At 41.8% G+C, this 21,740-nt stretch carries 26 protein-coding genes; 14 read left to right on the top strand and 12 right to left on the bottom strand.

Annotated elements, in window-relative coordinates:
- The first annotated feature begins 122 nt into the window (after positions 1 to 122).
- The 3 genes from HYN59_RS13785 (at position 123) to HYN59_RS13795 (ending at position 3,208) form a co-directional block, all read left to right on the top strand.
- Positions 123 to 1,070: a hypothetical protein gene (locus HYN59_RS13785; protein WP_108778816.1), complete on the top strand. Its 948-nt coding sequence runs from the start codon at positions 123 to 125 to the stop codon at positions 1,068 to 1,070.
- Between the two features lie 7 nt (positions 1,071 to 1,077).
- Complete coding sequence (locus HYN59_RS13790; protein WP_108778817.1) at positions 1,078 to 1,578, top strand: phosphoribosylaminoimidazolesuccinocarboxamide synthase; 501 nt, start codon at positions 1,078 to 1,080, stop codon at positions 1,576 to 1,578.
- An 82-nt stretch (positions 1,579 to 1,660) separates the two neighbouring features.
- A complete protein-coding gene (locus tag HYN59_RS13795) occupies positions 1,661 to 3,208 on the top strand; it encodes a SulP family inorganic anion transporter (protein ID WP_108778818.1) in 1,548 nt (515 codons plus the stop codon).
- Between the two features lie 36 nt (positions 3,209 to 3,244).
- Here HYN59_RS13795 and HYN59_RS13800 read toward each other — a convergent pair whose 3' ends face one another.
- Both HYN59_RS13800 and HYN59_RS13805 read right to left on the bottom strand, forming a co-directional pair.
- Entirely contained in the window at positions 3,245 to 4,108 is an 864-nt protein-coding gene (locus tag HYN59_RS13800; protein WP_108778819.1) for a hydroxymethylglutaryl-CoA lyase, read from the bottom strand.
- Between the two features lie 103 nt (positions 4,109 to 4,211).
- Positions 4,212 to 5,240, bottom strand: coding sequence for a quinone-dependent dihydroorotate dehydrogenase (locus tag HYN59_RS13805; RefSeq protein WP_108778820.1), 1,029 nt, complete (start codon positions 5,238 to 5,240; stop codon positions 4,212 to 4,214).
- Positions 5,241 to 5,324: 84 nt separating this feature from the next.
- Here HYN59_RS13805 and HYN59_RS13810 point away from each other — a divergent pair, with 84 nt between their 5' ends.
- From HYN59_RS13810 to HYN59_RS13825, 4 genes are all read left to right on the top strand, one after another.
- Positions 5,325 to 5,942 (top strand): HD domain-containing protein, encoded by a 618-nt coding sequence (locus HYN59_RS13810; protein WP_108778821.1) that lies wholly within the window; start codon positions 5,325 to 5,327, stop codon positions 5,940 to 5,942.
- Between the two features lie 29 nt (positions 5,943 to 5,971).
- A complete protein-coding gene (locus HYN59_RS13815; protein WP_108778822.1) occupies positions 5,972 to 6,490 on the top strand; it encodes a hypothetical protein in 519 nt (172 codons plus the stop codon).
- A gap of 110 nt (positions 6,491 to 6,600) precedes the next feature.
- Entirely contained in the window at positions 6,601 to 7,857 is a 1,257-nt protein-coding gene (gene pepT, locus HYN59_RS13820) for a peptidase T (RefSeq protein ID WP_108778823.1), read from the top strand.
- Positions 7,844 to 8,422 (top strand): YdeI/OmpD-associated family protein, encoded by a 579-nt coding sequence (locus tag HYN59_RS13825; RefSeq protein WP_108778825.1) that lies wholly within the window; start codon positions 7,844 to 7,846, stop codon positions 8,420 to 8,422. Before pepT ends, HYN59_RS13825 begins: the two co-directional genes overlap by 14 nt.
- A gap of 406 nt (positions 8,423 to 8,828) precedes the next feature.
- Here HYN59_RS13825 and yajC read toward each other — a convergent pair whose 3' ends face one another.
- From yajC to HYN59_RS13845, 4 genes are all read right to left on the bottom strand, one after another.
- Positions 8,829 to 9,110: a preprotein translocase subunit YajC gene (gene yajC, locus HYN59_RS13830; protein ID WP_108778827.1), complete on the bottom strand. Its 282-nt coding sequence runs from the start codon at positions 9,108 to 9,110 to the stop codon at positions 8,829 to 8,831.
- Between the two features lie 3 nt (positions 9,111 to 9,113).
- The gene (locus HYN59_RS13835; RefSeq protein ID WP_245895575.1) at positions 9,114 to 9,590 is read right to left on the bottom strand and encodes a DUF1573 domain-containing protein; all 477 of its coding nucleotides are present in this window, start codon (positions 9,588 to 9,590) and stop codon (positions 9,114 to 9,116) included.
- Between the two features lie 24 nt (positions 9,591 to 9,614).
- On the bottom strand, positions 9,615 to 10,526 hold the full coding sequence (gene nusB / locus HYN59_RS13840) for a transcription antitermination factor NusB (protein ID WP_108778828.1): 912 nt from the start codon (positions 10,524 to 10,526) through the stop codon (positions 9,615 to 9,617).
- Positions 10,527 to 10,646: 120 nt separating this feature from the next.
- On the bottom strand, positions 10,647 to 11,747 hold the full coding sequence (locus tag HYN59_RS13845; protein WP_108778830.1) for a Glu/Leu/Phe/Val dehydrogenase dimerization domain-containing protein: 1,101 nt from the start codon (positions 11,745 to 11,747) through the stop codon (positions 10,647 to 10,649).
- 195 nt (positions 11,748 to 11,942) lie between these two features.
- On the opposite strand from HYN59_RS13845, the gene HYN59_RS13850 reads away from it, so the two are divergent.
- The 3 genes from HYN59_RS13850 to HYN59_RS13860 all read left to right on the top strand — a co-directional run bounded on the left by HYN59_RS13850 (position 11,943) and on the right by HYN59_RS13860 (position 14,777).
- On the top strand, positions 11,943 to 13,700 hold the full coding sequence (locus HYN59_RS13850) for an ABC transporter ATP-binding protein (RefSeq protein ID WP_108778832.1): 1,758 nt from the start codon (positions 11,943 to 11,945) through the stop codon (positions 13,698 to 13,700).
- 71 nt (positions 13,701 to 13,771) lie between these two features.
- Positions 13,772 to 14,152 (top strand): PUR family DNA/RNA-binding protein, encoded by a 381-nt coding sequence (locus HYN59_RS13855; protein ID WP_108778834.1) that lies wholly within the window; start codon positions 13,772 to 13,774, stop codon positions 14,150 to 14,152.
- Between the two features lie 130 nt (positions 14,153 to 14,282).
- Positions 14,283 to 14,777, top strand: coding sequence for a PsbP-related protein (locus tag HYN59_RS13860; protein WP_108778836.1), 495 nt, complete (start codon positions 14,283 to 14,285; stop codon positions 14,775 to 14,777).
- 9 nt (positions 14,778 to 14,786) lie between these two features.
- Here the strand turns inward: HYN59_RS13860 and HYN59_RS13865 are convergent, their stop codons facing one another.
- The 5 genes from HYN59_RS13865 to HYN59_RS13885 all read right to left on the bottom strand — a co-directional run bounded on the left by HYN59_RS13865 (position 14,787) and on the right by HYN59_RS13885 (position 18,178).
- Entirely contained in the window at positions 14,787 to 15,119 is a 333-nt protein-coding gene (locus tag HYN59_RS13865) for a tRNA-binding protein (RefSeq protein ID WP_108778837.1), read from the bottom strand.
- 84 nt (positions 15,120 to 15,203) lie between these two features.
- Entirely contained in the window at positions 15,204 to 15,746 is a 543-nt protein-coding gene (locus HYN59_RS13870) for a hypothetical protein (protein ID WP_108778839.1), read from the bottom strand.
- A 62-nt stretch (positions 15,747 to 15,808) separates the two neighbouring features.
- Positions 15,809 to 16,222 (bottom strand): LIC_13387 family protein, encoded by a 414-nt coding sequence (locus tag HYN59_RS13875; protein WP_108778840.1) that lies wholly within the window; start codon positions 16,220 to 16,222, stop codon positions 15,809 to 15,811.
- Between the two features lie 62 nt (positions 16,223 to 16,284).
- Positions 16,285 to 17,088: a helix-turn-helix domain-containing protein gene (locus tag HYN59_RS13880; RefSeq protein WP_108778841.1), complete on the bottom strand. Its 804-nt coding sequence runs from the start codon at positions 17,086 to 17,088 to the stop codon at positions 16,285 to 16,287.
- A 157-nt stretch (positions 17,089 to 17,245) separates the two neighbouring features.
- Entirely contained in the window at positions 17,246 to 18,178 is a 933-nt protein-coding gene (locus tag HYN59_RS13885) for a peptidylprolyl isomerase (protein ID WP_108778843.1), read from the bottom strand.
- Positions 18,179 to 18,284: 106 nt separating this feature from the next.
- On the opposite strand from HYN59_RS13885, the gene HYN59_RS13890 reads away from it, so the two are divergent.
- On the top strand, positions 18,285 to 18,821 hold the full coding sequence (locus HYN59_RS13890; RefSeq protein WP_108778845.1) for a hypothetical protein: 537 nt from the start codon (positions 18,285 to 18,287) through the stop codon (positions 18,819 to 18,821).
- A complete protein-coding gene (locus HYN59_RS13895; protein ID WP_108778847.1) occupies positions 18,818 to 19,618 on the top strand; it encodes a class I SAM-dependent methyltransferase in 801 nt (266 codons plus the stop codon). Before HYN59_RS13890 ends, HYN59_RS13895 begins: the two co-directional genes overlap by 4 nt.
- A 3-nt stretch (positions 19,619 to 19,621) precedes the next feature.
- Here HYN59_RS13895 and HYN59_RS13900 read toward each other — a convergent pair whose 3' ends face one another.
- The gene (locus HYN59_RS13900) at positions 19,622 to 20,320 is read right to left on the bottom strand and encodes a hypothetical protein (protein ID WP_219928778.1); all 699 of its coding nucleotides are present in this window, start codon (positions 20,318 to 20,320) and stop codon (positions 19,622 to 19,624) included.
- 112 nt (positions 20,321 to 20,432) lie between these two features.
- On the opposite strand from HYN59_RS13900, the gene HYN59_RS13905 reads away from it, so the two are divergent.
- Both HYN59_RS13905 and trmD read left to right on the top strand, forming a co-directional pair.
- A complete protein-coding gene (locus HYN59_RS13905) occupies positions 20,433 to 20,885 on the top strand; it encodes a DUF1569 domain-containing protein (RefSeq protein ID WP_108778849.1) in 453 nt (150 codons plus the stop codon).
- Positions 20,886 to 20,976: 91 nt separating this feature from the next.
- Positions 20,977 to 21,651, top strand: a complete 675-nt coding sequence (gene trmD, locus HYN59_RS13910) for a tRNA (guanosine(37)-N1)-methyltransferase TrmD (RefSeq protein WP_108778850.1) — start codon at positions 20,977 to 20,979, stop codon at positions 21,649 to 21,651.
- Positions 21,652 to 21,740: the final 89 nt, after the last annotated feature.

A 21,740-nucleotide genomic window follows, 5' to 3' on the forward strand; every position in this document is an offset into this window, starting at 1 on the left:
AATTTGTAGTTAAATTGCATGCAAATATAGTAAAAATTAAATTACAAAAGACAAATAACAAATTCACGATGTAAAGTAATAAGTTTATTATAATTCTATAATTTAGCTTCAGAATTTTTTACATGAAAGACTATGGCCTGAAATTGCGGCATATATTAATAATCTTTATAAAGGTTACTATTACGACAGTAATTTTTTATTTACTATCCTATTATCTTTTTGTAATAAAAATAGAAATTCACTTTATAGATTACTTCACTGATTACATTTTGCCTGTGGGGCTATCAACGCTTTCAACTACGATATGGATACGCCCAAAATTAAAGCTTTTGGTTTTTAACAGTAATTCAGATCCCTTACTATTTTATTATTTTATATGCATCGGGCACATGACTTGGCTTATGGTAGCAGCTGCCTCATGGCTGGTTTTGGCTACAAATCCACTTATTAGTCTTAATAATGTACAAGAATCAGAAAATATAAAAACCAGGTTTTATAAAATTGAAGATTATACTATTGATACCAGAAACACCTCGTTTTCTTATAGTATAGAAAAGATCAAAAAAGAGAGGTATTATTATATGGATCTTTATTTTGTTGCCCCATTTCTTATTAGGGATAAAAACGGATATTCAGATAATTATAAATACTGGATAATAAAAGAATATTACAATAAGCAAAGCACTGATATTGATAAGGAACTACGCAATAAATACTTTGACGATTTTATAAAGACAGCGGAAAAAGATTTTAAGGAAAGAGGATATGCTTATCATGCAAACCATTTTGAAAGAATAATGTATTCTATTGAAAAAAAGCATGCGCTGAAGGCTATTCACAAAATAACTCCAGGCATAAGAGACAAAGATGTTATTGTATTCATATCATCTCAAAAGGATTTGGGTTATGAGAAGCGAAGAGTTCAGAAAATAATATATATAGCTTCGTTGTCAGGTATCTTAACCTTAATGTTAACTTTAATTTTTCCGGGATTCAATCATCGTAAATTAAAGTCATTTGCAGGAAAGAATCCATTGTCGGAAATAGTAAATTTACTTTTCAAAAATTAATGATTTAATGTTTTTAGCATCGGAAAAAACATTCCGCACAAAAACCGGCTATTGCCATATCTTACCCGATAAGATCATACTGACCAGGGATGGTACAATTGGCAATATAGCTAAGGCATCTGTTGGGAATAAAATCGCCAGGATATTGATAATTTACGGAATTATTGCTGCTATTTTTTTCTATCAGGCTTATAACAGCTATACTGACGGGGAGGTTGTTTTTTGTACATTATACTGTGCAGCAGGCCTGTATCTCATCTACGGGATCACTACCAGCATCAACAATTCTGCTGCGCCGGTTATAGAGCGAAGTACAATTAAGTCGGTCACGTATAAAAAAGCCATTCCCGGCCTTACCCGGTCACGGTTTGAGGTACTGTTTGAAGATAATGGTAAAATAAAAAAGAGGCTGATTCTGCTTCCCGGGTCCTTGTCGGGAGGACCGGCTGAAACGGAAAATGCGTTGGAGATCATGGCAGAAGAAAATTTAATTACAAGTTCCGAATAATACTATCTGTTCGAACGGCCATTTGTACCTGCCAGGCCTGGGAGTTTTTTATAGCCCCATATTTGTCGTACTTTTGCGGCACATGAAACAAATTTTAAACCTATTCGATTTTTCCCAAAAAGTAAATTACAAAAACGAGGTGTTGGCAGGGCTTACAGTGGCCATGACCATGATACCTGAATCGCTTTCCTTTGCCATTCTTGCAGGCTTTCCGCCATTGGTGGGACTTTATGCCGCATTTATTGCTGGCCTCGTAACAGCAGTTTTTGGCGGCCGGCCCGGAATGATCTCCGGCGGGGCAGGCGCGACCGTAGTTGTGCTGATAGCCCTTATGAAGTCGCACGGCATAGAATATGTATTTGCTGCTGTTGCCCTTGCAGGGGTTATCCAGATACTTATCGGCCTGTTTAAGTGGGGTAAATTTATAAGGCTGGTACCGCAACCGGTTATGTTCGGTTTTGTAAACGGGCTCGCGGTGATTATTTTCATGTCGCAGCTGGAGCAGTTTAAAACCGCTATCAACGGGCAAAGCTCATGGCTGTCAGGAAATGCTCTTTTGATAATGACGGGACTAGTAGCCCTTACGATAGGCATAGTACTCCTTTTTCCAAAAATAACCAAGGCAGTTCCTGCATCGCTGGTAGCAATAATTATTGTTTTCCTGGTCGTGCTGCTTTTCGATATCGATACAAAAACAGTGAGCGATATAGCTTCTGTAGAAGGGGGCTTCCCGCCATTCCACATACCTCAAATCCCTTTTAGCTATGAAGCTTTTAAGATTATTGCTCCGTATTCACTTATAGTGGCTGCTGTGGGGCTCACAGAAGGCCTGCTTACGCTAAACCTTACCGATGAGATTACCGGCACCCGCGGCAACAGTAACCGCGAATGTATTGCACAGGGCGGGTCGAACATAGCAAACGGATTCTTTTACGGGATGGGCGGCTGTCCTATGATCGCACAAACACTTGTAAATCTTTCCGCAGGGTCGAGGGCGCGCCTGTCGGGGATCATTGCTTCCATTACCATATTGCTTATCATACTTTTTGGTGCCCCGGTAATAGGACGGCTCCCTATGGCTGCCCTGACCGGTGTGATGATCATGGTTGCCATAGGCACATTTGAGTGGTCCAGTTTCAGGATAATCAACAAGATGCCAAAGCACGATATTTTTGTTGGTATACTCGTTGCGGTAATTACAATTGTGCTTCACAATCTCGCACTGGCAGTCCTCATAGGAGTCATCATCTCGGCGTTGGTTTTTGCCTGGGAGAGTGCTAAGCGCATCCGCGCAAGGACATATATTGACCAACAGGGCAGTAAGCATTATGAAATTTATGGGCCGCTGTTCTTCGGCTCGGCAATGACCTTTGCAGAGAAGTTCGATGTGGAAAATGATCCGGGGTATGTGATCATAGACTTTAAGGAAAGCCGGGTAGCAGATATGTCGGCCATTGAAGCGCTAAATACCATCACGAAAAAGTATGCCCAGTCCGGAAAGACTGTAGAGCTGCGCCACCTGAGCCCGGATTGCCGCGAACTGCTTAAAAATGCTGCGGCTGTAATCAATGTAAATATTGAAGAAGATCCCGGTTATACGGTTGCTACAGATAAAGCTGCGATCCGATAGGCATGTGTCCAATCATCAAAAATATCCCAAACACTTTTAATGATACTCCCCAAACAGCTTTGTAGCCTCATTATAGGCGCTTTCAAAGCTCATGGCACGCAGGTTATGGTCGGCTTTTTGGGCGGTAAAGTACGATAGCATTTTTTCGGTAGGCATATTGCCGGTCAGCTCATCCTTGGCCATGGGGCAGCCGCCAAAGCCCTGTATAGCTCCATCAAAACGCAGGCAGCCTGCTTTGTACGCCGCATCCACTTTTTCGTGCCACTTATCGGGCGTAGTGTGCAGGTGCGCACCGAATTCGATATTAGGATACTTCGGAATAAGATTAGCGAACAGGTAGTCGATAACTTCAGGGGTCGAGCTGCCTATGGTATCTGAAAGGGATAAAATCTTTACGCCCATCCCGGCCAGCTTTTCGGTCCACTCCCCCACTACATCCACATTCCATGGGTCGCCATACGGATTGCCGAAACCCATAGAGAGATAAGCCACAACTTCCTTATCAGACTTATCTGCAATATTGAGGATTTCCTGCAATGTAATGATCGATTCAGCTATGGTCTTGTGGGTATTTCGCATCTGGAAGTTTTCCGAGATAGAGAACGGATACCCAAGATATTGTATTTCCTTGTGCTGTGCTGCTGCTTCTGCGCCTTGTGTGTTTGCAATGATGGCAAGCAGCTTGCTTTCGGTAGCAGACAGGTCGAGCATAGCTAAAACTTCTGCCGTATCCTGCATTTGCGGGATGGCTTTTGGCGACACGAAACTCCCAAAATCTATGGTATCAAAACCAACCCGCAGGATGGACTGTATATAGGCTGCTTTCTTCTCGGTGGGTATAAATGCCTTAATGCCCTGCATGGCATCCCTCGGACATTCGATAAGTTTGACTTTATTCATAGAAGCCCAAAGATAAAAAAGAATTGGTGTTTACGAAAACGTTTTTTTTAAGTTGCTTAGGTTATGAGGCACTTAGGTTCTAAGCACCTCAGGAACTAAATAGCTAAGAACCTAATAACCGCTTACAAATATCCTTAATAAGTCCCGGACCTTCATAAATAAAGCCTGTATAAAGCTGCACCAGGCTTGCTCCGGCTTCCAGCTTTTCCATGGCATCTTCTGCTGTATGGATACCGCCTACCCCAATGATGGGGAATGCCTTATTGCTTTTCTCTGAAAGGAAACGGATAACCTCTGTAGAGCGTTTTGCTAACGGTTTTCCACTCAGTCCGCCCATTTCCGACTTATTCCCAGACTGCAGCCCTTCGCGGGAAATGGTAGTATTAGTCGCGATTACACCGGCAATTTTGGTAATGTTTACAATATCAATAATATCCAGCAGCTGATCATCGGTAAGGTCGGGAGCAATTTTTAGCAGTATCGGCTTTGCTTTTGGTTTGGTGTTATTTTTATCCTGCAGTGTTTGAAGCAGTTTTGTCAGCGGTTCCTTATCCTGTAGCTCCCGCAGGTTCGGCGTATTGGGTGAGCTCACATTCACCACAAAATAATCTACGTAGTCGTACAAGGCATCAAAGCATATCTCGTAATCGCTTACGGCATCTTCATTGGGCGTCACTTTATTTTTCCCGATGTTGCCTCCAATCAGCACGTGGCCTTTGCCTTTTGGGTTTTTCTTCAGCCTTTCCACAGCGGCGGCTACTCCTCCATTATTGAAGCCCATACGGTTAATGATAGCGCTGTCTTCGCGAAGGCGGAACAAACGTTTCTTCGGGTTGCCTTCCTGCGGTTTTGGCGTAAGCGTCCCGATTTCTATAAAACCGAACCCAAGCCCGGAAAGCTCTTTATAAAGTTTGGCATCCTTATCCAGCCCGGCAGCAAGGCCAACAGGATTTTTAAATTTCAGCCCGAAAACTTCGCGCTCCAGTTTTGGGTCGGAAACTTCATAAACGGAATTTAAAACTGACGGGATGCCCGGAATGCTGTTGAGAAAACGTATCGACGAGAAAGTAAAATGGTGCACTTTTTCGGGGTCGAAGCGAAAAAGCAATGGCCTGATAACTGATTTGTACATGGTTGTTGTGTTGTTAGTGCAAAAATAAGATTATAAGCGGTATAAATAAATGTTTCCGTAAATTTATCCCACGAAACGTTCCTTATGCTTAAAACCATTTTTTTACAACTCGCAGGAAGCTATACTTCAAATACACCACTTGCCGAAATGCTCTGGGCAGAGATACAGAAAAAGTATTCTGGCAAAGGGCGATATTACCACAACCTCTCGCATCTGGAAAACCTTTACACACAGCTCGAAACCTGTAAAAGTGGCATACAGGACTGGGATACCCTGCTGTTCTCAATGTTTTACCATGATATAATTTATAAAGCAACAGCAAAAGATAATGAGGAGAAAAGCGCTGAAGCCGCAGTTAAAGCCTTAAAGGCGATCGGTTACTCTGCTGATAAAACAGATTTATGCCACTCGCAGATCATGGCTACTAAATCGCATACGGTTAGTGATGACAATGACACCAACCTTTTTACCGATGCCGACCTTTCAATAGTAGGGAGCAATTGGGAGGATTATGCGGCCTATTACAAGAATGTGCGTAAAGAGTATTCCATATATCCTGACTTTATGTATAACCCCGGGCGGAAGAAAGTCTTACAGCATTTCCTGGACATGGAACATATTTTTAAGACAGAATTTTTCAGGGATAATTATGAGGCAAAAGCCCGCGAAAACCTAAAGAGGGAAATAGAATTACTAGGATAAAACTTAAATTTGACGGATAAAACAGTACAATGGTTACAAAAGAAGACCTTGAAAAAAGATATTTGCAGCTTTCCAATTCTGAACTGATAGATATCATCGACCGGAAATTTGAATATACAGAGCTTGCGGTAACTATTGCAATCCAGGAGCTTGCAAAAAGAAATGTGGACGAGCAGGATGTGGTAAAATACAAGGAAAAAGTATTTTTAGAATTTCGTGATGAGTTTCAAAAGAATTTTGTTGACGACCTGAGCATTTCTCAAAAACTATTCTTCTTTTATTTTTTCTGGATACCCTTCATTACTATTCCTCTCAAAAATAATTTTGCGCGCGATGGCTTCATGTTAAAGCGCAGCCAGGCCGGTTTTTTCTCAACAATGGGCTTTGCAGCCTGCTTTATTTCAATATTTTTAGTTAGTGTCAGTTCAGCCCTGACGTATGCCGTTTTTATCCTGCTTGGTTTCCTGACACTTCAGTACGACCTTTTGATCCGCAGAAAAAACCGCCTGCAAGCATCCCGGGAACAGATTAAACAATCAGAAGAGTAGATTAATTGGGTCATTATGGGAATCTGAAAAATAATATACTGTTTAACTGTTCAAATTAGGCAATTAAATGCTGTAAATCGTAAATTTGTGCTTCAACAAACAAAACGAACATGCAGCATATTATAGACCGGTTCATTAGCTATGTAACCGTTGATACCGAATCTGACCCGAATTCTGATACCACGCCGAGCACTGCAAAGCAATGGGACTTAGCCAACAAACTTGTAGAAGAGCTGAAAGCCATAGGGCTTGAAGATGTAACCATTGATGAAAATGCCTATATCATGGCGACACTCCCATCGAACGTGGCACACGACGTTCCGGTAATAGGGTTCGTTTCCCATTTTGATACCACACCCGATTTTACCGGGGCCAATATCAAACCACAGATCGTTGAGAATTATGATGGTGGAGATATCATCCTGAACAAGGAACAGAATATTGTGCTTTCGCCGAACTATTTTAAAGACCTGTTGCAATACAAAGGGCAAACGATAATCACCACCGATGGTACTACCCTTTTGGGCGCTGATGACAAAGCCGGTATTACCGAGATCGTTACGGCAATGGAATACCTGATACAGCATCCTGAGATCAAACACGGAAAAATACGCATCGGCTTTACACCGGATGAAGAGATAGGACGCGGTGCGCATAAATTTGATGTGGAAAAATTCGGGGCCGACTGGGCTTATACTATGGACGGCAGCCAGATTGGCGAACTGGAGTACGAAAACTTCAATGCGGCGGGTGCCAAAATAACCTTTAAAGGTAAAAGCGTGCATCCGGGTTATGCGAAAGGCAAAATGATCAACTCGATGCTTATCGCCAATAAGTTCATTTCGAAACTGCCGAAAGAAGAAGTGCCGGAACATACTTCCGGATATGAAGGATTTTTCCATGTTACAGGAATTAACGGAAGCATTGAGGAAACTACGGTGCAGCTTATCATACGCGACCATGACAGGAAAAAATTCGAGAAGCGTAAAAAGCTGGTGAAAAAAATTACCGACAGCATCAACAAAAAATTCGAAAAGCAATTTGGCGGCGACATTGCCACTGCCGAGATAAAAGACCAGTACTACAACATGAAGGAAAAGGTAGAGCCTGTTTTCCATATTGTAGACATTGCCGAGCAGGCGATGAAAGACCTTGGCATAACGCCAATAATCAAGCCGATACGCGGCGGTACTGACGGCTGCCAGCTTTCCTATATGGGGCTTCCATGCCCGAATATCTTTGCCGGTGGGCATAATTTCCATGGCAAATATGAGTATGTGCCTGTAGAAAGCATTCAAAAAGCCGTGGAAGTGATCGTAAGGATCGCCGAGCTTACCGCGATAGAAAAAAGCCATGGAGCAGCCTAAGAAAACCTGGAATAAGGAACACCTGTGGCCTGAAGGGCTGGATGCGCTAAAGTCCATCATCAATACCACAGGACTTGAGGAAACCACCAAGTGGGGCGGGCCAACCTATACTTATAACGGAAAAAATGTGCTGGCTATAGGAGGGTTTACCAACTATTTCGCTATTTGGTTCCACAAAGGGGTTTTCCTGAAAGATCCTGCAGGTGTACTGATCAATGCACAGGAAGGCACCACTAAATCGCTGCGGCAGTGGCGGTTTACCAATATAAGCCAGATTGACGAAAAACTGCTGCTGCAATACATTAACGAGGCTGTTGAAATAGAAAAGGCGGGGCTGGCCGTAAAGCCCGAACCGAAACAATTCGCAATGCCGGAGATACTGCAAAAGGAACTTGATGCCTCACCTGAAATGGCTGCAGCATTCGCCCGATTTTCACCTTATAAGCAAAAGGAATTTTTAGAATTTATTGGTTCTGCAAAGCGTGAAGAAACACAGAAAGCACGGCTTGAAAAGTCGAAACCGATGATACTGGAAGGCAGGGGCCTGAACGATAGATACAGATAGTTTTCAGCCGCAGTAACATGCTTCAGCCGGATAAAGTATTTGTATAAAAAATCCCCATCATGATTTCGTGATGGGGATTATTGCTGTTATTATATTACAGCGGACAGATAAAATACGTTATCGTACACTTATTCGCCGATATTTGCCGTGTTGCTGACCGGTTTCCGCATAAAGCGCCGGCGTAGGTTCTCATCCTGCACGAACGGGTGGAAAGTGCAGCACCCCTTACAGCCTCCAGCGGCAAAACTGACTACCCGTCATCTTCGCTTCGACATCGTGTACTGTATTGTTTCCTGTCTATAATGTAAAGGTACACAACGAATTGTTACCCTGCTCTTAAAGAGAGCTTAAACTCATGTTAATACTGTATATATAAAAAAATCCCCATCTCTCGATGGGGATTTCGTTATGCTTTTGCCGGTGCACTTACCTTTTGGCTTAGCTCAAGGGAAATCGCACTGCGTTCCATTTTTAGCTTTCCGGCCATAGTTTCTATAACCACAGTATCTTCAGCAAGTTCGGATATCCTTCCGTGGATGCCGCTTTTGGTAATTATTTTATCGCCTATCTTAAGGGCTTTTTCAAATTCTTTTTCAAGTCTCTGTTTTTTCTGTTGTGGCCTTATCATTAGGAAATAAATGACCACGAACATTAAGACTAATGGTAAAAATGTTTGTAACTGTTCCATGAATTAGTGTTTTACAACGCCTATCCCGCCGGCTTTTGGCGTAACGTTGGCTTTAAAGTTAAGTATTTCGGTTCCTTTCTCTGTATTAAGGGTTACCGTAACCTGTTTTGACTGGTTGCCGCTTTTGCCGCTTGAGTTAAAAGTAACTTTTATCTCGCCCGTCCCACCCGGTTTCACAGGGCTTTGGGTATAGCTTGGTATGGTGCAGCCACAGCTTGCCTTTACATTGCTCACAACCAGGTCGGCCGTACCTTCATTGGTAAAAGTGTAAGTATGCTCTACCGTAGTACCTTCTTCTATAGTACCAAAATCGTGATCCATACTGGCGAATTTTATCACCGGCAGTTTTCCGGATTCTGCATGGGCAAGCTCTGCTTTTTTGGCAGTGGCATCGTCAATGCGCAATGCGGCATTTTCTTTTTTGCATGATGTAAGCGCTAAAGCTGCTATGGCAAGCATAGCTACAGATCTTTTAATCATAACTATTGTTTTTTTTAAATTGTTTTACATTAAACCTCTTCCGGTTTTTACTAATTTATTGTTGGCCTGATAGTCCTTAATAAGGTTATCGAGAATACCATTGATAAAAATACTGCTTTTCGGTGTCGAGTATTCCTTTGCGATCTCCAGGTATTCGTTTATCGTTACTTTTACCGGGATAGAAGGGAATTTCAGGAATTCGCATATTGCCATTTTAAGGATGATAGCATCCACCTCGGCAATACGTTCGGTATCCCAGTTAGGCGTCTTATCGATAAATTCTTTGGCAAGCTCTACCTCGTTAAGCACCGTTTTGCGGAACAGGTTGCGCACAAACTCCTTATCATCGGCATCTTTATACAATTTTGGCACATAAAATGCATCTTTGCCTTCAATGGTAAGCTGTTTCAGCTGCTTGCTGATAAGCGTGTTCACCAATGGGATATCATCTACCCAGGTAAGCTTGTGATCTTCGAGGTAATCGTACAGCTTTTCGTTAGGCGCTACAACTTCGGTAAAAAGGTCCAGCACAAACTGGCGGTCTTCCTCAAAATTGTTCTCCCTGTTGTGCATGTATTTCTCATATACCTCGCTGCTTTTCACATCTTCGAGAAGCAGGAGTATATAATCATCGTTAAGTTTCCAGTTATTGATCTTGCGGTCTTCCAGCGCTATGCTCAGGGCATTGCTTTCGGCAAGGATCTCCAGTACCTTATTGTTGATGAATTTCTTGTTGGGGTTGCGGTCCTCGGCAGTTGCGAGGTGCTTTTTTTGGGATTTTACAATAAAATCTTCTTCGCTGTTCCTTATTTCTACCAATGCCGAAAGCATGATAAGATAGAGGTCACGGATATTTTCTATGCTGTTAAAAAGAAATTTCTCTTCCTTTTCAAGATTGTCTGAATCATTTTGATGCATGGCATAAATAGACTGCATCACCTTCACCCGAATATGTCTTCTGTTTAACATCCTCCTTTAAGAACCTTTAAAAATTAACGAAGCGAAAGAAAAATTCTTTCGCTTCGCAAAATTAAGAATAATATCTTTTTACGCTAATTATTTAGCGGTTTCTTTTTTCCTGTCGTCAATACGCTTCTGTGCGATAGACATTGCTGCCTGCTGCGTAGTGATGCCGTTCGCTTCAGCGAAATGGAATATCTCAAGCGTAGTGTTGTAGATATTCTCAGTCCTTCTCATAGCTTCAGCTTTGTCATAGCCTACGATCTCAGCATAAACATTGATGATGCCACCGGCATTGATAAGGAAGTCCGGTGCATAAGCAATCCCTTTTTCCATCAATATCTTTCCGTGCACCTGCTCTACTGCAAGCTGGTTGTTGGCAGCGCCCGCGATAACTTTAGCTTTAAGCTTGTTGATGGTGTCATCGTTAATGGTAGCACCAAGCGCACATGGAGCATAGATATCAACATCTGCACTGTAGATGTCGCCTTCGTATATTTTAGCGCCGTATTTTATGGCTACTTCTTCCATTTTAGCCTGGTTGATATCAGCTATCTGCACCAAAGCGCCTTCTTTTGTAAGGTAATCGATAAGGGTTTCGCCCACGTGGCCTGTTCCCTGTACCAATACTTTTTTACCGCTAAGGTTATTGGAACCGAACTGGTGCATTGCTGCAGCTTTCATACCCATATAAACGCCATAGGCTGTTACAGGAGATGGGTTGCCCGAACCTCCTATAGATTCTGATATACCGGTAACGTGTTTTGTAACTACATGTATACGGTCCATATCGGCAGTAGTTGTACCTACGTCTTCAGCAGTGATATATTTTCCGCTAAGCGAATCTACAAACTGCCCGAACCTTGTGATCATCTCAGGTGTCTTGTCTACTTTCGAATCGCCAATGATAACAGCCTTGCCTCCACCCAGGTTCAATCCTGAAATGGCCGACTTATAGGTCATACCCCTTGACAGCCTCAAAACATCATTCAGGGCTTCCCACTCATTGGCATATTTCCACATCCTCGTTCCTCCAAGCGCAGGGCCTAAAACTGTGTTATGGATACCAATAATTGCTTTTAAACCTGTATCTTTGTCATGGCAAAAAACCACCTGCTCATGATCGTTGAAAGATGCCTGTCCAAAAACCGGATCGACCTTCGTAAGTTCGTTAGCTTTAATAACTTCTGTTATCATAATAGAATTTTTTAAATTTGAAATTATTCAAAAACAGGTTACAAAATTACACATATAATTAAGATAAGACAATATATTTGTGTTTTTTTACGTATTCAATAATTAAACGTATATTTTTTTGATACTCACAAAACCTTACCAAGAATAAGGTTTTAACATTTAAGCCTATAAAAGAATTGCATTCTGCATTATACTATGAAAGAACTTCAGTATTTAAACAAATATTTTATAAAATATAAATTTCAATTTCTTCTAGGGATTTTAATAACTATCGCCGCGCAAATATTCTCTTTGTTTACGCCGCAGCTTGTTAAGGAATCCATCGACTCCACACAGAAGTTCCTCGAGAAGGATAATGTGCCTGCCGGAGCCATTTATGACATGCTGGGCGAAAACCTTCTCCTTATTATAGCCACAACATTAATTGGCGGTGTACTCACCTTTTTTATGCGCCAGACACTCATTGTAATGTCGCGCCATGTGGAGTTTGACCTTAAGAACGAGATATTCAGGCAGTACGAGAACCTTACACAGAGTTTTTACAAGCAGAACCGCACCGGCGACCTTATGAACCGCATCAGTACCGATGTAGACAGGGTGCGCCAGTATGTAGGGCCTGCCATTATGTATTCGCTCAATACTATAGTAAGGACAGTGGTCGTGATAACGCACATGATCATCATTTCGCCAAAGCTCACCCTTTATACACTTATCCCGCTGCCGCTGCTTGCCTGGAGTATCTTTAAGATCAGCAGGGAGATCAATAAAAGGAGTACGCTGTACCAGCAGAACCTTTCCAAACTATCCAGTTTTACCCAAGAAATGTTCTCGGGCATCAGGATAATAAAAGCATATGCGCTCGAAAAGCAAAAACAGGCTGCTTTTGATGAGCTGTCGCGCGACAGCGTTAAAAAGAATATGAGCGTTGCTAAAGTGAACGCACAGTTCGGACCGCTAATGATATTACTGATAGGCCTGAGCAACCTGGTGGTGATCTACGTTGGCGGGATGATGTACATCAACGGCAGGATAGAGCTTGGCACCATAGTGCAATTCATGCTGTACATCAATATGCTTACGTGGCCGGTAGCGTCATTAGGATGGATATCCTCGATGATACAGGAAGCGGAATCTTCGCAAAAAAGGATAAATGAGTTCCTGAAGATTGAACCTGAAGTCAAAAACAAAACAACCGAACATACTCCTATATTAGGACAGATCGCATTCAACGATGTGACATTTACATATGACGATACCAATATCACCGCACTTAAAAATGTTTCATTTGAAGTAAATAAGGGGGAAACGCTTGCTATATTGGGGCGTACCGGCTCGGGAAAATCAACCGTACTGTCGCTTATCAGCAGGCTTTATGATGCAGAGAGTGGCACCATCACCGTTGATGGTGTAAACATTAAAGAGGCCAACCTGTACGACCTCCGTAATAGCATTGGCTTTGTGCCGCAGGATGCCTTCCTGTTCTCTGACACGATACAGAACAATATCAAATTCGGGAATGAGGATGCCACAAATGATGAAGTTATCGCGGTAGCCAAAAAAGCAGTTGTGCACAACAACATCAAAAACTTTACAAACCAGTATGAAACGATATTGGGAGAGCGTGGCATAACGCTTTCCGGCGGACAGAAACAACGCGTGTCTATTGCACGCGCCATGATAAAAGATGCGCCGATACTCCTGCTCGACGACTGCCTATCTGCCGTGGATACCGAAACCGAGGAAGCTATCCTGAACAACCTGCTTGAATTCTGCAGGGATAAGACCACTATAATCGTGAGCCACAGGGTGTCTTCTGCAAAAAATGCGGATAAGATAATCATACTGGAGGACGGCAGGATCATCCAGCAGGGCACACATAATTCGCTGGTAAGCCAGCCCGGTTACTATAAAGAATTATACCTGAAACAACTTTCTGAAAAAGAATTGCAATAATTTGTTGCTTTATTTAGATTTTTTTTAGATTTTTGGTTGCTACATAGACCAATATAAAAGAACCCAGGATTATGAGAGAACATGACATGCTGGAAAAGGAAGAGATCTTTTCTAAAGTTTTAAGGGCGGGAAGACGAACGTATTTTTTCGATGTAAGGGCCACAAAAGCCGATGATTATTACATTACCATTACCGAAAGTAAAAAGTTTACCGAGGAAGATGGTTCTTTTCACTTCAAGAAACATAAAATCTACCTGTATAAAGAAGATTTCACTGCATTCAGGGAGATCCTTGACGAAATGACCAACTATGTGCTTTCCAACAAAGGCGAAGAAGTTATTTCTGAAAGGCACCAGAAAGATTTCAGGAAACTTTTTGGTGAAAAAGGAGAAGAGGCAGTATCTTATTCTGCCACCGAAAACTTTACCGATGTAAATTTTGACGATATTTAACAGCCGTCACAATTAGCGATCACAAAGTCCGGAATCTGTTTGGTTTTGGGCTTTTTTGTTTTTGAATTAGTGATTATAAAACTTTTTAGGCTAAGTGAAGTATTTGAGTGAAATTGCAAAAGAAAATTATATGAATACAAAATACTTAATACTATTCTTCCTAATCACAGTAAAAGGATTTAGCCAAACCTTAGATAAAAATATTATAAAATCAGATTATTCTATCAATTACTCCTCAAATTGGAAACTTGACGAAACAGGAAGAAATGGATCTGATTTTATTTTAATTTCCTCGACATTTACAGGAAAATTTAGAAACAACATCAATTTATTAATACAAAACCTCAAAGGCACGAATTTAAATCTTGACACCTTTACAGAATTATCTAAAAACCAGATTAATTCCAAAGGGAAATTAATTACAAGTCGTAAGAAATCTGCAAATGGGAAAGAATTTCAGGAACTTACATTTGAAGTATCGATTCCAGATTATAACGTTAAATTTTTACAATACTATTTTTTAAAAAATGAAAAAGCATATATATTGACATTTACAGCCTTGAATAGTGAATTTGACAACCTGTTACCTGAAGTAATTCAAATAATGGACAGTTTTCAAATTTGAGAATGGAAACTACCCAATCCTCAACCCATTCTCAACCTTAAAATCAGGAGAAAGCAATATCACATCGCCCTCCTGCCCTACTGCGCCTAGCACAAGGCATTCGCTCATGAATTTGCCGATCTGCTTTTTAGGGAAATTGACGACAGCTACAATCTGCTTTCCAACTAATTCTTGTTTGGTGTAACGCTTTGTAATCTGCGCCGAGGATTTGCGTATACCGATTTCAGTACCGAAATCTATAGTCAGCTGATAGGCCGGTTTTCGTGCTTCGGGAAAATCATTGGCTTCGAGTATGGTGCCAACACGCATTTCTGTTCTTTCAAATTCTTCCCAGGTTAGCATAGTTAAGCAATTATTTAAATATAGTAATGTACCAATTGAGCTTCACATGACAGAATTGATACATTGAAAAATTGATACATTGGATTATTCCTTTTCCAAAACCACATCAATCGGCTTGTTCATTTTGCGCCCAAACTTCATGGCGGCCTGCTGGCTTTCGTTAGAGCAGAGCATATACATGTTATAGCTGTAAAGAGGCAGTATTACGGTTTTGAATTTACCGCCATTATCTTTACCATCTTTATCTTCTATCTTTATCTGGAATCGGTCGGCCTGGAAAGTATTAGCGACAGAAATAAGGTAATTGTCTTTGGCAAACGGGAAGAACCAGCGCTCTTTTGCAGCGGTAGCACCTTCGGGAAGGCGCTTGTTGTCATCACCTATAAGGTAATTGAAGCTGAATACCATCGGCTCATCGGCATTCTTAAAGCTGTATTTATTAGCGGTGTTGACAAGATCGTTGCCAAGGCTATCCACTATAGTTATCCTGAGATTCTTAATATTCTCTTTCTTCCCGGATTCGTGCACATCCAGCACCACATAGGAGGTAAAGTCATAGCCGCAATGCATCACCTGTGCCTGCGAATTAAAACAAATAATCAGAAAAAAAAATAGAATGTACCTCATAATATGCAAAAGTAAGATTTATAAATCTTACTTTCAAAAACTATTCCATTAAAATGGCTGGCTTATTTCTTTACTAACACGATCATAATAAGCAAACCTGCAATGAATGATGTCGCTGCTGCAAATGGGAAAAAATACATATACTCTGCTATACCAAAGAAAATATAGGCAAAACCTACAGGACATACAACTTTTTTTGCTATTAGGCGATTCTCATTAATAAATCCGGATGTAAGCCACAATATGACTATCGACATACCAAAAAGGCCAAATATCATAATGCTGTATCCAGTGTGGTAGTCGGCCATGCTTTTTGATGCCCCCATAAAGTCAGCCTGATATCCTTTCATTACCCGAACCACTTTTGCCATACCGGGATCTGTCGGATTATCCCAATTAAGATGACCTATTGTATGCCCTAAAAGGTGTATGGTAATTAATACAGCCGCAATTCTCAATAATAATTTTGAACTCATAATGATTATTTTTTTAGCAAAGCTATATTTTAGAGCGCAGAAAAAATTGTAAAAATCGGAAGTTACCGGTAGAATATCTTATCGAAATCGTTTACCTGTTTTTCAAATTTTCCTGGTGGCATGCCTGTAAACCTTTTAAATTCCCTGATAAAGTGAGACTGATCATAATAAAGTCCGTAAACATCAATGGGCTGATTAAAAGAGAACGCCTGATAGGCAGTATGAAAACGCACGACCGAACATAAGTTTTTCGGGCTGATTCCTAATTTTTCATCAAATTTTGCTGTAAGCCAGCGACTGCTGTAGCCTGTTTCACGCTCCAGGTGTTTAATCTGTACCATTCCTTTAGATGAGCGGATCCTGCTAACGCAATATTCAAATATGGGGTCTCGGCCATTGTTAAAAATTTTGAGAAGATAATGCTGTAGAAGTATTGCTTTCTTTTCCGGCGATGGCTCATCAGTAATTTGTTCTTCAATTTCCAATGCTTTTTTTCCCACCACATCTATAAGTGCATAAATTCGATTATGTATGTCCGCCTGTCTGATATTAAAAAATCGGCTTATACCCATTGGGGTGAATTCTACTCCTATTGTACCTGACTCCGCATCATCCTGTACATCAACAATTGAAGGAACATCACAAATACCTATGAGGGTAATACTGTTTTCTTTTGACATGTGTTTCCATCCTGGCATAGTTCCCGACAACCCGTTACAAAAAGGCACTACAAGCTTGGGAAGCCCGTTTGGAACTACCAACTTCATATCTTCATCAGCGATTTTTTCCGATGACCTGAAAATCCATACCTTTTCCACATACCCCTTAAGGGCAGGATGTATCGGAATATGCTGCAGACTCATCATTTCGCTAAAATATAACAAAAAATTACTTTATCAAAAAGAAACCCTAATATCTAACGACATTAGGGTTTTTACAGTTTTATTCACGCACAATGTAAAACTATAGTAATACAAGGTGGTATATTTTTAATGCGCTCAAATGAAGTTCTTTTTGAATACGTTACTTCACCTCCATCAATTCTACATCGAAGATCAGCGTGGCATCCGGAGGGATAACGCCGCCTGCGCCGCGTGAACCATAACCAAGGTGAGAAGGTATAACGAAACGCGCTTTGTCGCCTACCTGAAGCAGTGCAATACCTTCGTCCCATCCTTCGATAACCTGTCCAACGCCAAGCTGGAAATCGATAGGCTGCTTCCTTTTGTAAGAAGAATCAAATACCTGCCCGTTCTCTAATGAGCCTGAATAGTGAACTGATACTTTTTTGCCTTTCTCGGCTTTTTTGCCGTTCCCTTTCTGGATCATTTTGTAACGAAGCCCGCTATCAGTCTTGTCAAATCCTGCAGCCAGTTTTTCCATAGCTTCTTCAGCTTGTTTCTTTGCTTCGGCAACACGTTTTTCACGGGAACCTTCAAAGGTGCGGAACGCCTCTATAGCATTCCACTTTTTAGCCTCTTCGCCTTCGCGGATGATTTCAAGGCTTTCGATAACATCGCCCTGCTGAATGCGGTCAACTACATCCTGGCCTTCTACCACGTTACCGAAAACAGTGTGCTTATTATCCAGCCATGGGGTTTCTACATGCGTTATGAAGAATTGCGACCCATTGGTACCAGGCCCTGCGTTCGCCATAGAAAGTACACCCGGCCCCTTGTGTGTAAGAGTTGGGTGGAACTCATCGTCAAACTGGTAGCCCGGCCCGCCGGTACCTGTTCCCTGCGGGCATCCACCCTGTATCATGAAATCAGGGATAACCCGGTGAAACTTCAGTCCGTCGTAGTATGGTTTGCCCTGCGGCTTTTCGTTATTTTCAAGGTTGCCTTCTGCAAGCCCTACGAAGTTGCCTACAGTTCCCGGAGTCAGGTCGTAAGTCAGCTTTACAAGGATGCTTCCTTTATTGGTATTGAATTTTGCGTAAATTCCGTTTTCCATTATGTGAGTTGTTTTTTCGTTTGTGAAGGGCAAATTTACGAATTATTTTACTACCGCAGCGGCATGGATTTCATAACAAATTGTAAATTTGGTTCAATAAAACAGTATGGAATACACGGCGGAAAAAGTTTGCAAAGAATGTGGCGCTAAAGATATTTTTGAGCTCACCAAAACAGAGGCTGCGTTTTCACTGAAAGATAGTACGCTTCAAAACAGCAAATGCACCAATTGTGGTTCTGAGAGATGGAATTTTTACGCACATAATAGACCTGACCTGGATACTGAATTGCTTGAAATATGGGGTAATGATCCTAATATCTATTTTATGGACCAGGATGAAGATATTGTACTTGCCGAAGAAGAGAATATACCATTGTTTTTAAATGCAATAGATAATAAACTCTATCCTCAAAGAAAGCTAAACATATTACTTGCTGCTTTATGTATCATAGTTTATGACAATGTCGCTGCAAATGAAGAGTACACGGATGAGGAAAACATTAAAAGAAAAAAAATCGCTGACAAAGTTATTCCTGAATTAAGCTATCGAAAGCATCTTATAGATGAAACAAAAAACTGGGAAATAATGGACTATATCAGGAAAGTCGTGTTCCCACTTATCGGATTAAATAAAAGAAAATGAAAAAAGAAGATATTTACCTCGATATAAACAGGAAGGCATGGAACCAGCGTACGGAGGTTCATGTAGATTCCGATTTTTATGATATGCCCGCCTTCGTGAACGGGAAAAGCAGCCTTAATGAAATTGAACTTGCCTTATTGGGCGATATAAGTGGTAAGACAATACTGCACCTGCAATGCCATTTCGGGCAGGATACCATCTCTTTTTCACGCATGGGAGCGGTCGCTACAGGTATGGACCTTTCGGATAAAGCCATTGAAAAAGCCCGCGAGCTATCAGACCGGCTAGGTACACAAACACGATTTATCTGCTGCGATGTATACGACCTTCCTAACCATCTTGACGAGCAGTTTGACATTGTTTTTACAAGCTATGGCACAATAGGGTGGCTGCCCGACCTTGCGAAATGGGCAGGCGTGGTCTCGCATTTCCTGAAGCCGGGAGGCCGGTTTGTTTTTGCAGAATTCCATCCTGTGGTATGGATGTTCGACAATAATTTTGAAAAAGTACAGTACAATTATTTTAAGTCCGATGCCATTATCGAAACGGAATTTGGCACCTATGCCGATGTTACAGCGCCGCTCGAGCACGAAATGGTTAGTTGGAACCACGCACTATCAGAAGTAGTTACAGCGCTTATCGCCAGGGGATTGGAAATACATTCATTCAATGAATACGACTACTCGCCTTACAACTGCTTTAGTGGCACCGAGGAGTTTGAGCCGGGAAAATTCAGGATAATCCGTTTTGGGAATAAAGTACCAATGGTATATTCGCTGATGGCGGTGAAAAAATAAAGGTTATGAGCTTTTACCATGTACTGTAACCGTATCGGGATCATCGCTAAGATAAACAGGATTATTTTCTGATGTGGTTATCGATAGTACCACTCCGTACTCGCGGGGCAACCCCAGTGATTCAGCATCGCGCCACTCTCCTTTGCCAAGCACAGCGACCGCTTCTCCTTTTTCCAGCACGCCTTCACTGTAATGTAAAGACTTGTTCAGGCCAAGGAAACCCTGGCTTTTCTTATCGTGCTTTTTCAGGTAAGCTTCAAGCCTTGGGCCTGCATCTTCAAAAGTACCCGAGTGGTATCGCTTATCCATCTCAATATACTTTTTGATAGTGTTGTCATTAATATAGGCAACCTTATCGCCATCACGCAGTACAAAGCGGCATTTATCCTCCGCCTCTATAAGCGTTGACGAACTTTTTCCGTGACTCTGCATTATACGGACGCAGTACCATGCACATTCCCTTCCGGAAAGCGGCGCTTCAAGAGGCTCATCAACAAATTCTACCCGGCCGACGATCTTTGCGGTTTCGCCATGCTTAAAGTCTGCAAGGCTGCGCAATGGTGCCTTTTTGAGCTTTCGGCGTACAATTGCCTTGCGGGTAAAAAAAGAAATAATTATTGCAATGATAACTACTACGGCAAGAATAATCAGGTCGGCAGTACCAAAACTTCTATGGCTGTGATATCGTAATGGGTAAAGCATAAATTACAAATTTTGGCGCAATATAGCAATATAACTTTGTTCAAAACACCAATTTCTAACTGTAATATTTTTACATATAATTACTACATTTGTTTCGCTAAAAATCGCCACTATGGAAAGCTTATTCGACCCACACGGGAACCAAAAAATAGTAGAACGCATACACCAACTCACACCTATAAAGCTCTCAGAATGGGGCGTAATGACCGTTGCCCAAATGATGGAGCACTGCCAGATGCCGCTTAAGGTAGTTTATGGCACTAAAGAGATCAAGGTAAACTGGCTCATGAAGCTGTGCTTTGGCCGTAGCGCCAAGAAGATGTTCACAGGAGAGAAAAAATTCGGGAAAGGCCTGCCGACAGCTAAAGAATTCAAGGTCACTTACCACCCTGACTTTGAGGAAGCAAAAAAAGGCCTGCTGGAGCTTGTTACAAAATTTACCCGCGACGGGCATGCAGGTATCAAGGTTACAAGTCACCCGCTGTTCGGTAAAATGACCTATGAGGAAATAGACCACGCGCAGTGGAAGCACCTGGATCACCATTTAAGGCAGTTTGGGGTTTAAATGTAACAATAAGGCAATTAATTAATGTAACAATTGGCATGCGGTGTGGCAATTGCTACATTTGCAAATTATAAAAATTGATACATTACCAATGCGCATCGACATCATTACCGTACTTCCCGAATTATTACGAAGCCCCTTTGAGGCCTCGATCCTAAAACGCGCCATCGACAAAGGTATCGTGGAAGTGCACCTCCATAACCTTCGCGACTACAGCACCAATAAGCATAAGAATGTCGACGACTACCAGTTTGGCGGGGGTGCCGGAATGGTGATGTCCATTGAGCCGATCGATGCATGCATATCCAGGCTGAAAAGTGAGCGCGACTACGATGAAGTGATTTATATGACCCCTGATGGCGAAACGCTGAACCAGGGAATGGCGAACCGCATGTCGCTTTTAAAGAACATCATTATCCTTTGCGGGCATTATAAAGGGGTTGACCAGCGTGTGCGCGACCATTTTATTACCAAAGAGATATCTATCGGGGATTTTGTGCTTTCGGGTGGCGAACTGGCCGCGGCGGTGGTTTCGGATGCTATCATACGCCTGATACCGGGGGTACTAAGCAATGAGACCTCTGCACTTACCGACAGTTTCCAGGACAATCTGCTCTCCCCCCCTATCTACACCCGCCCCGCCGAATATAAAGGCTGGAAAGTACCGGATGTGCTCCTCAGCGGCAACTTTGCCAACATAGACAAATGGCGTGAAGACCAGGCGTTGGAACATACGAAGAACAGGAGGCCGGATCTTTTGGAATAGTTTTTTTGTTTCAGGTTTAAGGTTTCAGGTTGCTGCTCTGTCCATAATAGTTAAGCATGGATTTATCAGACCCAAAACTTTCAAAAAAA

The organism is Flavobacterium album, assembly GCF_003096035.1.
In the GTDB taxonomy this organism is placed as follows: domain Bacteria; phylum Bacteroidota; class Bacteroidia; order Flavobacteriales; family Flavobacteriaceae; genus Flavobacterium; species Flavobacterium album.

Excerpts from the sequence above, each read along its gene's own strand:
- HYN59_RS13795 (WP_108778818.1), top strand. The coding sequence starts at position 1,661 with ATGAAACAAATTTTAAACCTATTCGATTTTTCCCAAAAAGTAAATTAC.
- pepT (WP_108778823.1), top strand. The coding sequence starts at position 6,601 with ATGCAGCATATTATAGACCGGTTCATTAGCTATGTAACCGTTGATACC.
- yajC (WP_108778827.1), bottom strand. The coding sequence starts at position 9,110 with ATGGAACAGTTACAAACATTTTTACCATTAGTCTTAATGTTCGTGGTC.
- HYN59_RS13895 (WP_108778847.1), top strand. The coding sequence starts at position 18,818 with ATGAAAAAAGAAGATATTTACCTCGATATAAACAGGAAGGCATGGAAC.
- HYN59_RS13835 (WP_245895575.1), bottom strand. The coding sequence starts at position 9,590 with ATGATTAAAAGATCTGTAGCTATGCTTGCCATAGCAGCTTTAGCGCTT.
- HYN59_RS13855 (WP_108778834.1), top strand. The coding sequence starts at position 13,772 with ATGAGAGAACATGACATGCTGGAAAAGGAAGAGATCTTTTCTAAAGTT.
- HYN59_RS13860 (WP_108778836.1), top strand. The coding sequence starts at position 14,283 with ATGAATACAAAATACTTAATACTATTCTTCCTAATCACAGTAAAAGGA.
- HYN59_RS13845 (WP_108778830.1), bottom strand. The coding sequence starts at position 11,747 with ATGATAACAGAAGTTATTAAAGCTAACGAACTTACGAAGGTCGATCCG.
- HYN59_RS13850 (WP_108778832.1), top strand. The coding sequence starts at position 11,943 with ATGAAAGAACTTCAGTATTTAAACAAATATTTTATAAAATATAAATTT.
- HYN59_RS13865 (WP_108778837.1), bottom strand. The coding sequence starts at position 15,119 with ATGCTAACCTGGGAAGAATTTGAAAGAACAGAAATGCGTGTTGGCACC.
- HYN59_RS13880 (WP_108778841.1), bottom strand. The coding sequence starts at position 17,088 with ATGATGAGTCTGCAGCATATTCCGATACATCCTGCCCTTAAGGGGTAT.
- HYN59_RS13890 (WP_108778845.1), top strand. The coding sequence starts at position 18,285 with ATGGAATACACGGCGGAAAAAGTTTGCAAAGAATGTGGCGCTAAAGAT.
- nusB (WP_108778828.1), bottom strand. The coding sequence starts at position 10,526 with ATGCAGTCTATTTATGCCATGCATCAAAATGATTCAGACAATCTTGAA.
- HYN59_RS13875 (WP_108778840.1), bottom strand. The coding sequence starts at position 16,222 with ATGAGTTCAAAATTATTATTGAGAATTGCGGCTGTATTAATTACCATA.
- HYN59_RS13870 (WP_108778839.1), bottom strand. The coding sequence starts at position 15,746 with ATGAGGTACATTCTATTTTTTTTTCTGATTATTTGTTTTAATTCGCAG.
- HYN59_RS13900 (WP_219928778.1), bottom strand. The coding sequence starts at position 20,320 with ATGCTTTACCCATTACGATATCACAGCCATAGAAGTTTTGGTACTGCC.
- trmD (WP_108778850.1), top strand. The coding sequence starts at position 20,977 with ATGCGCATCGACATCATTACCGTACTTCCCGAATTATTACGAAGCCCC.
- HYN59_RS13805 (WP_108778820.1), bottom strand. The coding sequence starts at position 5,240 with ATGTACAAATCAGTTATCAGGCCATTGCTTTTTCGCTTCGACCCCGAA.
- HYN59_RS13800 (WP_108778819.1), bottom strand. The coding sequence starts at position 4,108 with ATGAATAAAGTCAAACTTATCGAATGTCCGAGGGATGCCATGCAGGGC.
- HYN59_RS13815 (WP_108778822.1), top strand. The coding sequence starts at position 5,972 with ATGGTTACAAAAGAAGACCTTGAAAAAAGATATTTGCAGCTTTCCAAT.
- HYN59_RS13825 (WP_108778825.1), top strand. The coding sequence starts at position 7,844 with ATGGAGCAGCCTAAGAAAACCTGGAATAAGGAACACCTGTGGCCTGAA.
- HYN59_RS13885 (WP_108778843.1), bottom strand. The coding sequence starts at position 18,178 with ATGGAAAACGGAATTTACGCAAAATTCAATACCAATAAAGGAAGCATC.
- HYN59_RS13810 (WP_108778821.1), top strand. The coding sequence starts at position 5,325 with ATGCTTAAAACCATTTTTTTACAACTCGCAGGAAGCTATACTTCAAAT.
- HYN59_RS13785 (WP_108778816.1), top strand. The coding sequence starts at position 123 with ATGAAAGACTATGGCCTGAAATTGCGGCATATATTAATAATCTTTATA.
- HYN59_RS13790 (WP_108778817.1), top strand. The coding sequence starts at position 1,078 with ATGTTTTTAGCATCGGAAAAAACATTCCGCACAAAAACCGGCTATTGC.
- HYN59_RS13905 (WP_108778849.1), top strand. The coding sequence starts at position 20,433 with ATGGAAAGCTTATTCGACCCACACGGGAACCAAAAAATAGTAGAACGC.